Genomic DNA, 14167 nt, shown 5'->3' on the forward strand with positions numbered 1-14167 from the left:
GCGTCCATGGAGACGACGACGGGGGCTGATCTTCATCTTCACCTGGTCGAACTGTCCGCGGTGCACACCGCGGCAGCACACCTGCCGGCCGCGTTACCGGAACCGGAGCGCGCCGCCCTGCACCGCCGGTACGCGCCGGGCCGCCGCCGCACCCAGGCCGAGACGTCGCGGCTCCTGGCCCACGCCGTCCGACGACGGGCCACCGGACGCCCGCACCTCAACGTGAGCCACGACTCCGGGCTGCTCGCCCTCCTCCAGAGCACCGGCCCCTGCGGCGTCGACGTCGAGGACGCGCCGGAGGGCGAGCTGCGCGAGGTCGCCGACCGCTACTGCGGCGACGCGGACGCGCGCCTGCTCGCCCGGCCGGGCGGGGCCCGACTGCTGTGGGCGGCCAAGGAGAGCGTCGCCAAGGCGCTCGGCCACGGGCTGCGCGCCGGCCTGGCCACCATCCACTTCACCGACCACCCCGGCCTGACCTGGGCCGAAGCCACCTGGCGCGGCGCGCCGACCGGGCTGCGCACCCGCACCCTCGACCTCGGCGGGCGCCACCTGGCGCTCACCGCACCATCCGCGCCCGGCACCGCTCCCGGGGCCGTCCGCCTCAGCCGGTGGACGCCCGGGGACGGTGACGGCCGCTGGACCCTCCGCCCGAGCTCCTCGACGGCGGAACTCCCGGAGATATCGACGTCCGACTGACCACGCGAGACGGGGGCACGCATGGACCAACCGACACTGCACAGCGCGCTGGACACGATGGTCGCCGGGTACGGGGAGGTCACCGTCGACTTCCCCGCCGAGCGGACCGCGCTCACCCTCGCCGACCTGAGCACACGCTCGCGCCGCATCGCCGGAACGCTGCACGACCTCGGCATCCGCGCGGGCGACCGCGTCGGCGCCCTGTCCACCAACGAACCCGACTTCCTCCTGCTGTTCTTCGCCCTCAGCCGGCTCGGGGCGTGCGTCTGCCCGCTCCCGATGAACGCCCGCGAGGCCGACACCGCCAAGCTCGTCGGCGTGCTGGACGACGCCGGCATCAAGGACGTCCTGATCTCCGGCCGGCTGACGCCGATGCGGCCGTTCATCGAGGAGGCACTGCCGGGCCGCCGGGTCCTGCCGGCCTCCGAGACGCTGGTCGACGGCGACCGCGAGGTGGACGGTGCCGACGTGGGCACCGAACGCGAGATCGTCCTCCAGTACACCTCGGGCAGCACCTCCTACCCCAAGGGCGTCCGGCTCACCCACGCCGGTGTACTGAACTGCCTGCGCGCGATCCGCGACGGGATCCGGCTCACCCCCGCCGACCGGAACTCCAGCTGGCTGCCGCTCTTCCACGACATGGGCCTCTTCGGCACGCTGACCGGCATCCTCACCGGCGTCCCGTGCACGATCTGGCGGCCCTCGGCCTTCGTCAAGGACCCGGCCGGCTGGCTGCGGCGGTTCGCCGAGGGCGGTTACACCATCAGCCCGATGCCCAACTTCGCCTACGACTACCTGGTGGACGCGGTACCGGCCGAGGAGGCGGCGTCCTACGACCTGTCCCGGTGGCGCGTCGCGTTCAACGGCGCCGAGCCGATCGCCGTCGACTCGCTGGAGGCGTTCTTCCGGCACTTCGCTCCCGCCCAATTCGACCCCCGCACGATGCTGACGGTCTACGGCCTGGCCGAGGCCACGCTCGCGGTCACCTTCCCGCCGCTGGAACGGGCACCGCGCTGGGAGTGGGTCGACCGCACGGCCCTGGCCGAGCGCGGCACCGCCGTACCGGTCGACCGCACGGCACCGGGCGCGCGCGGCGTCGTCAGCGTCGGCAGCCCGGTCCTCGGGATGCGGCTGCGCGTCGCCGGGCCCGGGGAAGGAGCCGAGGCCGGAGAGCGGGTGGTCGGCGAGGTGCAGTTGCGGGGGCCGTCCGTCACGGCGGGGTACGTCGACGACACCGGCACCCTGGACCAGCCGTTCACCGAGGACGGCTGGCTGCGCACCGGCGACCTGGGCTACCTGGCCGACGGCGAGCTCTTCATCACCGGGCGCGCCAAGGAGATGCTCATCCTCCGGGGCGACAACTACTACCCGGACGACGTGGAGAGCGCGGTCCGCACCGACGAGGCCGTGCACCGACGGCGCTGCGTGGCCTTCGTCCACCAGGCCGACGACGGGGCCGGCGGGGCGTCCGGACCCTCCGAGCACATGGTGCTCGTCGCCGAGACCGGCCGCCCCGAGGCCGAACACGCGGAGCTGACGGCCCGGCTGCGCACGCTCGTGCGCACCGCGCTCGGGCTGGACGAGCTGCGCGTCGTCCTCGCCGCGCCGGACTCCCTCCCCCGCACAACCAGCGGCAAGCTCCAACGACTCACCGCCCGGAACGCGTACGCGGAAGAACAGGCCAAAGGGGGCAACTGATGCACAGCTATGACGTGTTCACCCAGTACGAGCGCAACCACTGGAAACTGACCGACGTCGACTTCTCCGCCGTCCGCAAGGACCTCGTCCAGCCCGAGTACGTGACGATCGCCAAGAGCGCCGTGATGGGCGAGTCGAACGTGATCGCCGCCGTGCACGGCTTCCTCAACGAGTTCGTCGACGACTACGACTTCTCGACGTTCGCGGTGGTCTGGGGCAACCAGGAGGTCCAGCACCACTACATGTTCAAGGCGTGGCTGGACGCCATCGGAGAGAAGGTGGACGACGGCGCGGTGGCGGCCATGCGCGCCCCCTACGACCCCGGCACCACGCCCTCGGCGACGCTGGCCACCAACATCATCTCCGAGCTGACGGTCAACCACATCTACCGCCGGGTCGCCGGCGCCGTCGAGGAGCCCGTCCTCCACGACCTGCTGCTCAAGGCCAGCCGGGACGAGGCCGCGCACGCGCGGGAGTTCATCCACTACTGCCGTCAGCGGCTGGCCCGCCACCCCGAGGAGCGGGCATCGGTCCTGGAGACGCTCTACGTCTACACCTCCGACTCCCGCATCAAGCACCCGGTCGGCCTCTTCAAGAGCAACCTGACCGAACTGGAGGACCACGAGACCATCGACACCGCCTTCGAGCTGTTCCTGGAGCGGGTGGCCGACGGCGACGAGCTGAACGACCTCCAGACGAAGATCCGCCGCGTCTTCGGCAGCATCGTCGAGATGGACCTCTCGACCAACCGCAAGGTCCGGCACGCGCTCGCCGAGGTGATCGCCGCATGACGACCCACCCCGACGCGGCCGACGGCGCCCTCGGCGCACCGGTCGAGCTGCCCTGGCGGGTGCTGCCGGACTACCGGTGCTTCGGCTGCTCCCCCGCCAACGACCAGGGGCTGCGGCTGCGGTTCGCGCACACCGCCGACGGCGGCATCATGTGCGCCTTCACCTTCGACCGCACCTTCGAGTCCTACCCCGGCGTCGTGCACGGCGGCATGTCCACCACGGTCTGCGACGAGATCATGGGCAACCTCCTCGTCCTGCGCCTCGGGGTCTCCGTCTTCACCACCAGCCTGCGCACCCGCTACGTCGAGCCGCTGACCGTGGGCGCGACCTACCGCTGCACCGCGACCACCGAGGCGGCGGCGGGCGACACCGGTCCGCACCAGGCCCAGGCGGAGATCACCGACGCCGAGGGGAACGCCGTCGTGTTCGCCACGGGCGCCTACCAGCCCGTGACCGAGGAGCAGGCCAGGAAGCGCATGGCCATGTCCGAGCACGAGGCCCGGCTGGTCGAGACGGCACTGGCCGAGCTCCGCACCCCCTGACAGCACGACCGTACGGAAACCCGCGAGGAGAGACACGCACATGGCCGAGAACATGAGCAAGGACGAGATCATCCGCACGGTGACCGAGCTGGTCGCGGCCGAGTTCGGCCGCCCCGCCGAGGAGCTGACGCCCGACACGGACCTCAGCTCGGTGGAGGGCGCCGACTCGGTGAAGGTGCTGCGTTCCGTCGCCCGCATCGAGCGGACCTTCGACATCGAACTGGAGGACGACCAGGTCTTCGGCTTCAAGACGATCAACCACGTGGCCGACGCCGTCGCCGCGCTGATCGCCGAGCGGAGCTGACCGTGAGTGCCGAGGCGAAGACCAACCAGCACTACGACCAGGACCCGCGGGTCTTCGAGCTGTACCTGGACCGCACCCGCAAGTACAGCGCCGGGATCTACCGCACGGACGAGGACACCCTCGACCAGGCGCAGCAGAACAAGCTGCACTTCGTGGCGGACCGGCTCGGCGCGGAGCCGGGCAAGCGGATCCTGGACATCGGCTGCGGCTGGGGCTCGCTGATCCTCTTCATGGCCGCCGAGTACGACGCGCGGACGGTCGGCATCAGCCCGGCGCCCAACCAGCACGCCTACATCGCCGAGCGGGCCGCCGCGGCCGGCCTGACCGAGAAGGTGTCGACGCTGGTCGGCGAGTTCGAGGAGCACCTGCCCGAGCCGCGCTCCTTCGACGCCGTCAGCATGCTCGGGTCCATCGTCCACATGCCCGACCTGGACGGCGTCTTCCGCAAGGCGTACGCGGCGCTCAAGCCGCGCGGCCGGATGTACGTCTCCGAGAGCTGCTACCGCAACGCCGCCAAGCGGGCCGAGTTCGCCGAGCGCGAGAACTCCGTCTTCGTGCGGGACTCCATCTTCGGCTGGGGCGACATGCGTCCCCTCTCCGACCTGGTGCGCGGCGCGGAGAACGCCGGGTTCACCGTCGTGGCCGTGGACGACCTGACGCAGGACTACTGGCGGACCATCGAGGACTGGCTGGCCAACGTCGAACGCAACGCGGACCGGCTGAACGCGATCGAGCCGGGCCTGTCCGACCAGCTGTCCCGCTACCTCAAGACGGCCAACGCGGGGTGGGGCTTCACCACCAAGCACTACGCCCTCACCCTCCAGAAATCCCGTTAGGAGGGCGCGATGACCGACTCCGTCACGACCGGGTGGAACGTCGCCCAGGTCGGCGGCCTGCTGCTGCCCGCCGCCGACGTGGACACGGCGGTCAGCGCGTTCCTGCGCACCTCACCGCCCACGCTCCGCTGGGACGTCGACTTCAGCTTCGACTGGACGCAGGCAGACGCCGACCGGCTCACCGAGGGCGAGCGCTCCGCCGTGCAGTTCATCACCATCATCGAGGACCACCTGCCCGGCTACTTCGCCCTCTACGAGCAGAACTTCCCCGTGGACGACAGCGTCGACCGTGCGACGTACATCCACAACCGCGAGCTGTACCACTTCACCGTCCGCTGGGCCCAGGAGGAGGACACCCACGCCCGCGCCCTGACCAGGTACCAGCTGGCGGCCGGGCTCGCCGAGCGGGACGCGCTGTGGGACTCGCTCGCCGAGGAGGGCCGCAAGCAGTTCGTGCTGCCCTACGACGAAGCGGTGCAGTTCTTCACCTACCCCCTGGTGCAGGAGAAGGCCACCCAGATCTACTACCAGCACCTGCGGCAGGCCGTGGGGGATCCGCTGCTCAAGGAGATCCTGGTCCGGCTCAGCAAGGACGAGGCCCGGCACTTCTCGTTCTTCGCCGACATGGTCCGGCTCTACCTGGAGCGCTACGGCGACGCCGTCGTGGACCCGATCCGCGAGGTGATCGCCCAGTTCAGGATGCCCCTCGCGGACACCATCCGCGGGTACTGGCGGTGGGCGCTGAAGATCGCCGACACCGCCCGCTACGACCACACCGAGGCGTACGACCACCTGGTGAAGGTCGTCAACCGGGCGGTGGACGCCAGGTCGGACAAGGTGGACGAGCTCATCTCCTTCGTCACCGCCTGCCGCCAGATGCAGACCAACCCGTTCTGACACCCACGGCACCCCGCGCGCCCCGGGCCAACCCCACCGGCCCGGGGCGCGCCCCCGCTCAGGCACCCGCCAGGTGACGACCCAGCACCTCGGGGAGGCGCGCGAACCCGTCGGCTCCGTGGCCCAGGCCCACGGCCCGCCGCACCATCCCCTCGGCCGCCCGCATCACGCCCGCGTCGATGCCGTGCGCCTCGGAGGTGTGGACGATGTGGGCCATGGACGACACCGCCGAGGTGAGCGGGTTGTCGTCGCCGCCGAAGCGGCCGTCCGCCACCTCCGCCGCGGTCTCCTCGAAGATCGGCGGCAGGATCGCCCCGATGCCCCGGGCGAACGGGGCGAGCTCCCGCGCGGAGACGCCCTCGGCCCGCGCCACGGCCAGCGCGTGCGCGTAGCCCGACATCGCGGTCCAGAAGATGTCCAGCAGCGCGATGTCGTAGGCCGCCGCGCGGCCGACGTCCTCCCCCAGGTGCGTGTGCGTACCGCCCAGCGCCGCCAGCACCGGACGCGACCTCTTGTACAGCGCCTCGGGGCCGCTGTGCAGAAACACCCCGTCCGGCGTCCCCATGGTCGTCGTGGGCGTCATGATCGCGCCGTCCAGGTAGCCCACGCCGTGCTCGGCCGCCCAGCGCGCCGTGTCCCGCGCCCGCTCCGGGGTGTCGGCCGTCAGGTTCACGACCGTGCGGCCCTTCAGCGCCGAGGCGACGGCCTCCCGGCGCAGCACGGCGTCCGACGCGTCGTAGTTCACCACGCACACGACCACCACCCCGCTCGCCGCGACCGCCTCCTCGGGCGAGCGGGCCCCGACGGCGCCCCGGGCCACCAGCTCCCGGTCCCGGCCCGGCGTCCGGTTCCACACCGTCGTCGTCAGCCCGGCGTCCAGGAACGCCCCGGCCAGTGCCCGGCCCATCGGCCCCAATCCGAGCACGGTGACGGCAGACTGGTCCTGGTTCGAAGGCATAGCTCAACTCCACATCGTGAAAAGGGAAACGACATGACCCGCAGCCGCGCCGAAGACCCGAACGTCTGCGGAGTGACCGCCGCTGTCGCCGTCATCGACGGCAAGTGGAAGACGTCCCTGCTCTGGCTGCTGGAGTCCGGCCCGCACCGCCCCGGCGAACTCCGCCGACGGCTTCCGGGCCTCAGTGAGAAGGTGCTGACCCACGCACTGCGCGAGATGGAGTCCGACGGTCTGGTGCACCGCGAGGTGCACGACGTGCTCCCGCTGAAGACCGTCTACTCCCTGACCCCGTTCGGACGCGACCTCTCCGAGGCCCTCGCCCCGCTCTCGCACTGGGGCCACCGGCGGCTGGAACGACTCGCCCGTTCCCGCCCCGCGTCCTGACGCCGCGTCACCCTCCTCACCCTTCGCGCCCGGCGCCACCACCAGGTTCGGCCGGCTTCGACGGCGCCGACAAGTACCCACAAAAAGGTGGCCACTCCCTCCGGCACCGCGTGACACCGGATGGCGCCGCATGGCACAGAGCGGCGCCACATGGCGCCATCACGCGCCACACCAACCTCGGCACCATCCCCATCACGGAGGAATTCCACCCACCCTCTCCCCCGAAAGGGGCGCCTGAGCTGCGGAGAATCCTCCGGCACCGACCATCACCGGCCACTGACGCCATCGTCGCTTGGCATGGCGCCACACATGTGCCATCATGGCGTCATGGACCTCACGCCCTACGTCGACCGCCTGCGCCAGGAGCTCGCCGTCGCCGCCGAAGCCGGTGGTGACGAGGCCCGGGCCCTGGCCGAGCGCCTCACCGCCTCCCTGGACTCGGCCACCCGCCTCACCCTCCTCACCGCCCTCTCGGCGGCGATGAGCGAGGTCACGCGCGAACTGGCCCCGGGGTCGGTCGACGTCCGGCTGCGCGGCGCCGACCCGGAGTTCGTCGTGACGCCGCCGGCCGCCCCGGCGTCCGAGACCGCACCACCGGCCGAGGCGCCCGCCCCGCCTCCCCTCCCGGAGGGGGACGACGGCGCCTCCGCGCGCATCAACTTCCGCCTGCCCGCCCATCTCAAGACCCGCCTGGAGGAGGCCGCCACCCGCGAGGGCCTGTCCGTCAACGCCTGGCTGGTCCGCGCCACCTCGGCCGCGCTCGGACCGGCGGCGGCTCCCCGGGCGGACGCCCCCCGGCCCTCCGCGGCGAGCCGGGTCCTGGGCGACCGGGGCTTCACCGGCTGGGTCCGCTGAGGCCGCAGCCGCACCCACCACCCACGTCATCCACCCATCCGGAGAGGACGGGAGATCCGTCATGCCTTCCTACGACACCCCCAAGCCGATCGCCGCCGTCATCGAGTTCTCGATCGGTACCGCCCGGATCGCCGCCTCCGACCGTGCCGACACCGTGGTCGACGTCCACCCCGCCGACCCCGCGTCCGACGCCGACGTCAAGGCCGCCGCCCAGACCAAGGTGACGTGCGGGGGCGGCGTCCTCACGGTGAAGGGCCCCCGCAGGAACGGGCCGTTCGGCCGGGTGGGGGGCGTGGACGTCACCGTGTCCCTCCCCTCGGGCTCCTCCCTGGAGGCCACCGCGCAGCTCGGCGACCTGCACTGCACCGGGCGTCTCGGCGAGACCCGGCTGAGGACGTCGGTCGGCGACCTGAACGTCGAGCAGACCACCGCGGCCCGGCTGCGTGGCGAGCTGGGCATGATCCGCCTCGACCACGCCACCGCCGACTCCGAGATCGTCGGCGCCGGACGCATCACCGTCGGCACCGTGGACGGCGACCTGAAGGTGAAGAACGGCAACGGCGACACCGAGGTGGCCGAGGTTCTGGGCACGTTGGAGGCCAGCGCCGCCAACGGCTCCCTCCACGTGGGCATCGCCCGGGGCGACGTGGAGGCCAAGTCGGCCTTCGGCGGCATCCGCCTGGACCGGGTCGCCCGGGGCACGGTGACCCTGCGCGGCTCCGCGGGCGACCTGGAGGTGGGCATCCCCGACACCACCGCGGCCTGGCTCGACGTCCACACCAAGATGGGCGTCCTGCGCAACACCCTCGGCTCCGCCGAGGGCCCCGGCGACGCCGCCGACACCGTGGAGATCAGCGCCCGCACCTCGCTCGGGGACATCCACATCCGCCGCGCCTGACCGGCCCGCTCGGCCCCCACCCGTCGCACCCCACCCCCTTCCCCTCCGCCAAGGAGCTATCTGTCATGCCCATGACATCAACGCGGCCTCCCGCGACCGTCACGGTCAGGGGCCTCACCAAGTCCTACGCCGACCGGCAGGTCCTGCGCGGCATCGACCTCGACATCCCGGCCGGCTCCGTCCTCGCCCTTCTCGGCCCCAACGGCGCGGGCAAGACCACCACCGTCCAGATCCTGTCGAGCCTCGTCGCCGCCGACTCCGGCACCGCCCGGCTGGCGGGCCACGACCTGACCCGCGAACCCGACGCCGTGCGCGGACTCATCGGCGTCACCGGCCAGTTCGCCGCCGTCGACAACCTGCTGAGCGCCGAGGAGAACCTCATGCTCATGGCGGACCTGCACCATCTGCCCCGCCACGAGGGCCGCCGCCGTACCGCCGGGCTACTGGACCGCTTCGACCTCGCGGAGGCCGCCCGCAGGCCCGCCGCCACGTACTCCGGAGGCATGCGCCGGAAACTCGACCTCGCCATGACCCTCGTGGGCGACCCGCGCGTCATCTTCCTCGACGAGCCCACGACCGGCCTCGACCCGCGCTCCCGCCGCACCATGTGGGAGATCATCCGCTCCCTCGTCGCCGACGACGGCGTGACGGTCCTCCTCACCACGCAGTACCTGGAGGAGGCCGACCGGCTCGCCGACCGCGTCGCGGTGCTCGACGGCGGCCGGATCGTCGCCGAAGGGACGGCCGAGGAGCTCAAGCGCCTCGTCCCCGGCGGGCACATCGCGCTGAGGTTCACCGACGCCGCCGCCCTCGACCTGGCCGCCGCGTGCTTCCCGGACCCCCGGCGCGACGACGGGGAACTGACGCTCCAGATCCCCTCCGACGGCACCGTCCCCACCCTCCGCGCCGTCCTGGACCTCCTCGACGGCGCCGGAGTCACCCCGGCCGCGCTCTCCCAGCACAGCCCGGACCTCGACGACGTCTTCCTCACCCTCACCGGCCACCGGCGACAGGAGACCCACCGATGAGCAGCGTCGGCCACGCGGCCCGTGACTCCGTCACCCTGTTCCGCCGCAACCTCAAGCGCGCGATCCGCTACCCGTCGGTCGTCATCACGATCGTCCTGATGCCGGTGCTCTTCCTGCTCCTGTTCACCTACGCCTTCGGCGGCGCGCTCGGTGCGGGCATCGGGGCGCCGGGGAGCGGCTCCGGGTCCCCCGGGGACGGCACCTACATCGACTACGTGGCGCCGGGCATCATCCTGATGACCGTCGCCACCGGCTGCGTCGGGTCCGCGCTCAGCGTCTGCATGGACGTGACGGAGGGCATCGTCAACCGCTTCCGCACCCTGCCGATCTCCCGCGCGTCCTTCCTCACCGGCCACGTCCTGGGCAACCTCGTCCAGACGATCCTCGGGACCGCCGCCGTCACCGCCGTCGCCCTCGCGGTCGGCTTCCGCCCGAACGCCACCCCCGTGGAGTGGCTCGCCGCCCTCGGCCTGCTGTCCTTCCTCGCCCTCGCCCTCGCATGGCTCTCGGCCGGGATGGGCCTGGCGGCCAAGACGGTCGAGTCCGCCAGCAACCTCCCGATGCCCATCACCTTCCTCCCCTTCCTGGGCAGCGCCGTCGTCCCCACCGAGTCCATGCCCTCCTGGCTGCGCCGGTTCGCCGAACACCAGCCGTTCACCCCCCTCAACGAGACCCTCCGGGGCCTGCTCACGGGCACCGGGATCGGCCACGACGGCTGGGTCTCCCTGGCCTGGTGCACGGGCATCGGCCTGACCGGATACCTCTGGGCCAGGGCCCGCTTCCGCCGGAGCACCCACCCCTGACGCCCCCGCCTCCCTGCCCACAGCCACGACGGCCCGACGGGTCGGGGCCGCCGGGCAGGGACGCCATCGATCCGACTCGGTGCCGCGCCCCCGGCGCTGCCGGCGGTCGACCAGTCGCGCGTCACGTGCGTTGCGCAGCATGATCTCCAGGTGACCCGACGATGCGAAGAACGCGGCGGCGAGATGGCCGTTCCACCGGTACAAGGCCGGCGCGGTGGCTGTGTCGCCGGCACACGCAGCCGGGTAGGGAGCCGGCCGGTCGGGGCTGATCAGCTCCGTGACGGCTTTGTCGCGGGGCGGATCGACGTCGGTGTGCTGCTTGCTGGGCATGACGGGGCAACCGTAGGTAGACTCAGCACCGAAGACCCTGGAATCGTCCCTGGTAGCCCCGAAAGTGGGCAGGCCACACCCCAGGGTTCGGAACTGGTCAAGGGCCGCCCGTGCTATCGGGCGGCCCTTGCGCTTTCCAGGTGCCCACCCCAGCCGTCCATCGGACGGCTGACCGGGAGGACGCGTGGGCGCTCCTCCCTCCGCAGCCACGACACGGTTGCAAGCGGCTTGCTTGCAATTGTTAGCAGAGTGCGGCACGGTGGAGGCATGGGTTCGCTCCATCCGGGTGGTATCGGTGAGTTCCTGCGCGAACAGCGCCGCAACGCGCAGTTGTCGCTGCGGCAGCTCGCCGACGCCGCAGGGGTGTCGAACCCGTACCTGAGCCAGATCGAACGGGGGCTGCGCAAGCCCTCGGCGGAGATCCTCCAGCAGCTCGCCAAGGCGCTGCGGATCTCGGCGGAGACGCTGTACGTGCGCGCGGGGATGCTCGAGGAGCGCGAGGGCACGGACATCGACGTGGCCGCGGCGATCCTCGCCGATCCGTCGATCACGGAGCAGCAGAAGCAGGCGCTGCTCCAGATCTACGCCTCCTTCCGCGCGCAGAACGGCGGCGAGGGCCCCGACGGCGCTGGCTCACGTCCATGACCACGGCAGCACGACGCCCGGAGGCACGCACATGCCGAACAACACCGACTTCCGCAGGACGCTGAGCGACCCGACGCCGCTGTACTTCGCGGCCGGGGTGATCGAGAAGGTCCGCGCCGAGGCGCCGGAGCGGATCGCGAAGCTGCGGGAGACCGACACCAAGGCCGTGCAGGCGCGGTTCCAGGAGGCGCTGGCCACGCTGGACGCCGACGTGAGGAAGTGGCGCGAGCAGGCCCAGCACCTGGCGCTGCAGGGCGTGGGGTACGCGGCCGAGGCCGCGGTGAAGGCCAAGGAGAACTACGACGCCCTGGCCGAGCAGGGCAAGGTGGCCGTGGAGGGCTGGCGCGGCCGGAAGGAGGGCGACGAGGGCGACGTCGGCGCCGGGTACGAGACGACGATCGAGCGCGAGCCGGTCACCGTCACGGAGCCGCGGGACGGGACGACGAAGTTCTCCGAGCAGGCCGAGCCCAAGGAGCCCAAGGGGCACCAGGAAGCCAAGGAGCCCGAGGGGTCGGCCGAGGCGCAGGCCAAGAAGGCGGCTCCGCGCAGGACCACCGCGAAGAGCACGCCGCGCAAGGCCACGGCCGCCCGCAAGACGCCCCCGGCCTCGGACTCCTGAGCCGCCTCGCGTACGGGCCGGCCGGGGCGGGCGCTCGCCGCCTACAGCCCCGGCCGCCGTGCGGGTAGCGTGGGACGTACGGACCGGTTCCCATCAGGAGGATGACGAGCGTGATTCTGGCCGGCTTCAACGACCTCATGTGGTTCGTGTTCCTCGGGCTGCTGGTCCTGTCGATCTTCTGCTTCGTGGACGCCGCGCTGCGCCGGGAGGACGCCTTCCGCGCGGCCGACAAGAACACCAAGAAATTCTGGCTGATCCTGCTCGGGGTCGCGGTGGCGATCAACCTCTTCGCCGGCGGGTTCTTCCTCCTGGCGATCGTGGCGATCATCGCCAACATCGTCTACCTGGTCGACGTCCGCCCGGCGCTGATCCGGATCACGGGCGGCAGCGGGGGCGGCCGTTACCGGGGCAGCAGCAGCGACGGCCCCTACGGGCCCTACAACGGCGGGCGGTAGCCCGGCTCAGCCGCGGCTCAGCCAGAGCGCCGCGACGTCGTCGGCCAGCTCCTCGCCGTTGAGGCGGCGGGCGTCGGCGAGGACGTCGTCGAGGAGCCCTTCGCCCTCGGCCCCGGAGGCCAGCGCCGTGTCGACCAGCCGGAGCATCCCCTCCTGGCCCAGCCGCTCCCGGGTGTCGGCCGCCACCCGGCCCTCGATGAGGCCGTCGGTGTACAGCATCAGACTCCAGGCACCGCCCAGCTCGACGCCGGTACGCGCCCAGCGCGCCCGGGGAAGCAGCCCGAGCGCGGGCCCGGCGGCCTCCTCGGGCAGCAGACGTGGGGCCGTGCCGGGCCGGGCCAGCAGCGGCGCCGGGTGTCCGGCCAGGCAGACGCCCGCCCGACGCCCGTCGGGCGCGATGTCGACCATGCACAGCGTCGCGAAGATCTCGTCACTGCGCCGCTCGTACTCCAGCACCTGCTGGAGGGTGGCGAGGAGCCGGTCCCCGCAGAGCCCGGCCAGGATCAGCGCCCGCCAGGCGATGCGCAGCTCCACGCCCAGGGCCGCCTCGTCGGGCCCGTGGCCGCAGACGTCGCCGATCATGGCGTGCACGGTGCCGTCGGCGGTGCGGACGGTGTCGTAGAAGTCGCCGCCGAGCAGCGCGCGGGAGCGTCCCGGCCGGTAGCGGGCGGCGAAGCGGAGGGAGCTGCCGTCCAGCAGCGGGGTGGGCAGCAGGCCGCGCTCCAGGCGGGCGTTCTCCTGCGCGCGCAGACGCGACTCCGTGAGCTGCCGCTGGGCCCGGTCGGCCTGTTTGCGCTCGACGGCGTAGCGGATGGCGCGGCCGAGGAGCCGTGCGTCGAGTTCGTCGCGGTAGAGGTAGTCCTGGGCGCCGATGCGGACGGCCTCGACGGCACGCTCGGCGTCGTCCTCCCCGGTCAGCACGAGGACCGCGTGCCCGGGGGCGAGCCGCAGCACCTCCCGGAGCAGGTCGAGGTCGAACTGGGCCAGGTCGAGGAGGATGCAGTGGACGTCGTGGCTGAACAGCCGCTCGGCCTCGGTGAGGTTCCGGGCCGTACGCACCCGGACGCGGCCGCCGCGGCCGTCGGTCAGCTCGGGCAGCGGCGGGGAACCGGCCGGATCGGCGTCGATGACGAGCAGCGTCTCGGCGTGCCGGGGCGGCCCGGCCTGGGCGGGCACCGAGGGGGGCGGAGCCGTCGCGACCTGTGACGCGTCGGCCGGTGCCGTCCCGGCGGGTGATCGGCCGGGGGAGCGGCCGGCGTCGGCTCCGGCTCCCTCGCCCACGGATACGGGCTTCACGACGTCCTCTTCCCTCCCCCCGAGGGCTGGCCACGGCATCCGGCACGGATGCCGCAGGCGAGACTAACGGGCCCGCCGCCCGGTGCGGAACGTTTCGGTCCGCTGGGGCGGACGGTATGCCCGGAATCACAG

General features: G+C 72.4%; 17 protein-coding genes. 15 read left to right on the forward strand and 2 right to left on the reverse strand.

From position 1 onward, the window contains the following. Positions 1-6 precede the first annotated feature (6 nt). Genes IF129_RS24540 through IF129_RS24570 form a run of 7 tightly spaced genes read left to right on the forward strand, consistent with a single transcriptional unit; the run spans position 7 to position 5764 of the window. Complete coding sequence (locus IF129_RS24540) at positions 7-696, forward strand: 4'-phosphopantetheinyl transferase family protein (protein ID WP_191212016.1); 690 nt, start codon at positions 7-9, stop codon at positions 694-696. Between the two features lie 21 nt (positions 697-717). Then, complete coding sequence (locus IF129_RS24545; protein WP_191212017.1) at positions 718-2394, forward strand: AMP-binding protein; 1677 nt, start codon at positions 718-720, stop codon at positions 2392-2394. Next, the gene (locus tag IF129_RS24550) at positions 2394-3185 is read left to right on the forward strand and encodes a ferritin-like domain-containing protein (RefSeq protein WP_191212018.1); all 792 of its coding nucleotides are present in this window, start codon (positions 2394-2396) and stop codon (positions 3183-3185) included. Before IF129_RS24545 ends, IF129_RS24550 begins: the two co-directional genes overlap by 1 nt. Continuing rightward, on the forward strand, positions 3182-3727 hold the full coding sequence (locus IF129_RS24555) for a PaaI family thioesterase (protein ID WP_191212019.1): 546 nt from the start codon (positions 3182-3184) through the stop codon (positions 3725-3727). The genes IF129_RS24550 and IF129_RS24555 overlap by 4 nt, the downstream gene beginning before the upstream one ends. 40 nt (positions 3728-3767) lie before the next feature. Further along, a complete protein-coding gene (locus tag IF129_RS24560) occupies positions 3768-4031 on the forward strand; it encodes an acyl carrier protein (RefSeq protein ID WP_191212020.1) in 264 nt (87 codons plus the stop codon). A gap of 2 nt (positions 4032-4033) precedes the next feature. Continuing rightward, positions 4034-4867: an SAM-dependent methyltransferase gene (locus IF129_RS24565; RefSeq protein WP_191212021.1), complete on the forward strand. Its 834-nt coding sequence runs from the start codon at positions 4034-4036 to the stop codon at positions 4865-4867. Positions 4868-4876: 9 nt separating this feature from the next. Continuing rightward, positions 4877-5764: an acyl-ACP desaturase gene (locus IF129_RS24570; protein ID WP_191212022.1), complete on the forward strand. Its 888-nt coding sequence runs from the start codon at positions 4877-4879 to the stop codon at positions 5762-5764. 58 nt (positions 5765-5822) lie between these two features. Here IF129_RS24570 and IF129_RS24575 read toward each other — a convergent pair whose 3' ends face one another. After that, a complete protein-coding gene (locus tag IF129_RS24575; protein ID WP_191212023.1) occupies positions 5823-6722 on the reverse strand; it encodes an NAD(P)-dependent oxidoreductase in 900 nt (299 codons plus the stop codon). Between the two features lie 33 nt (positions 6723-6755). On the opposite strand from IF129_RS24575, the gene IF129_RS24580 reads away from it, so the two are divergent. From IF129_RS24580 to IF129_RS24615, 8 genes are all read left to right on the forward strand, one after another. Then, positions 6756-7106, forward strand: coding sequence for a winged helix-turn-helix transcriptional regulator (locus tag IF129_RS24580; RefSeq protein WP_191212024.1), 351 nt, complete (start codon positions 6756-6758; stop codon positions 7104-7106). Between the two features lie 327 nt (positions 7107-7433). Next, positions 7434-7961, forward strand: a complete 528-nt coding sequence (locus IF129_RS24585) for a toxin-antitoxin system HicB family antitoxin (protein WP_191212025.1) — start codon at positions 7434-7436, stop codon at positions 7959-7961. Positions 7962-8022: 61 nt separating this feature from the next. Then, positions 8023-8859: a DUF4097 family beta strand repeat-containing protein gene (locus IF129_RS24590; protein ID WP_191212026.1), complete on the forward strand. Its 837-nt coding sequence runs from the start codon at positions 8023-8025 to the stop codon at positions 8857-8859. A 65-nt stretch (positions 8860-8924) separates the two neighbouring features. Further along, the gene (locus IF129_RS24595) at positions 8925-9887 is read left to right on the forward strand and encodes an ATP-binding cassette domain-containing protein (protein WP_224755530.1); all 963 of its coding nucleotides are present in this window, start codon (positions 8925-8927) and stop codon (positions 9885-9887) included. Further along, positions 9884-10690 carry an ABC transporter permease gene (locus IF129_RS24600; RefSeq protein WP_191212027.1) on the forward strand — a complete coding sequence of 269 codons (807 nt, stop codon included), beginning with the start codon at positions 9884-9886 and terminating at the stop codon, positions 10688-10690. Before IF129_RS24595 ends, IF129_RS24600 begins: the two co-directional genes overlap by 4 nt. A gap of 597 nt (positions 10691-11287) precedes the next feature. Next, positions 11288-11665, forward strand: a complete 378-nt coding sequence (locus IF129_RS24605; RefSeq protein WP_191212028.1) for a helix-turn-helix domain-containing protein — start codon at positions 11288-11290, stop codon at positions 11663-11665. 31 nt (positions 11666-11696) lie between these two features. Next, positions 11697-12284, forward strand: a complete 588-nt coding sequence (locus IF129_RS24610) for a hypothetical protein (RefSeq protein WP_191212029.1) — start codon at positions 11697-11699, stop codon at positions 12282-12284. A 110-nt stretch (positions 12285-12394) separates the two neighbouring features. Beyond that, positions 12395-12739, forward strand: coding sequence for a DUF2516 family protein (locus IF129_RS24615; protein ID WP_191212049.1), 345 nt, complete (start codon positions 12395-12397; stop codon positions 12737-12739). A 6-nt stretch (positions 12740-12745) separates the two neighbouring features. Here the strand turns inward: IF129_RS24615 and IF129_RS24620 are convergent, their stop codons facing one another. Further along, entirely contained in the window at positions 12746-14074 is a 1329-nt protein-coding gene (locus IF129_RS24620; protein WP_191212030.1) for a PP2C family protein-serine/threonine phosphatase, read from the reverse strand. Between the last annotated feature and the right edge of the window lie 93 nt (positions 14075-14167).

It is taken from the genome of Streptomyces chumphonensis (assembly GCF_014779715.1).
Lineage (GTDB): Bacteria > Actinomycetota > Actinomycetes > Streptomycetales > Streptomycetaceae > Streptomyces > Streptomyces chumphonensis.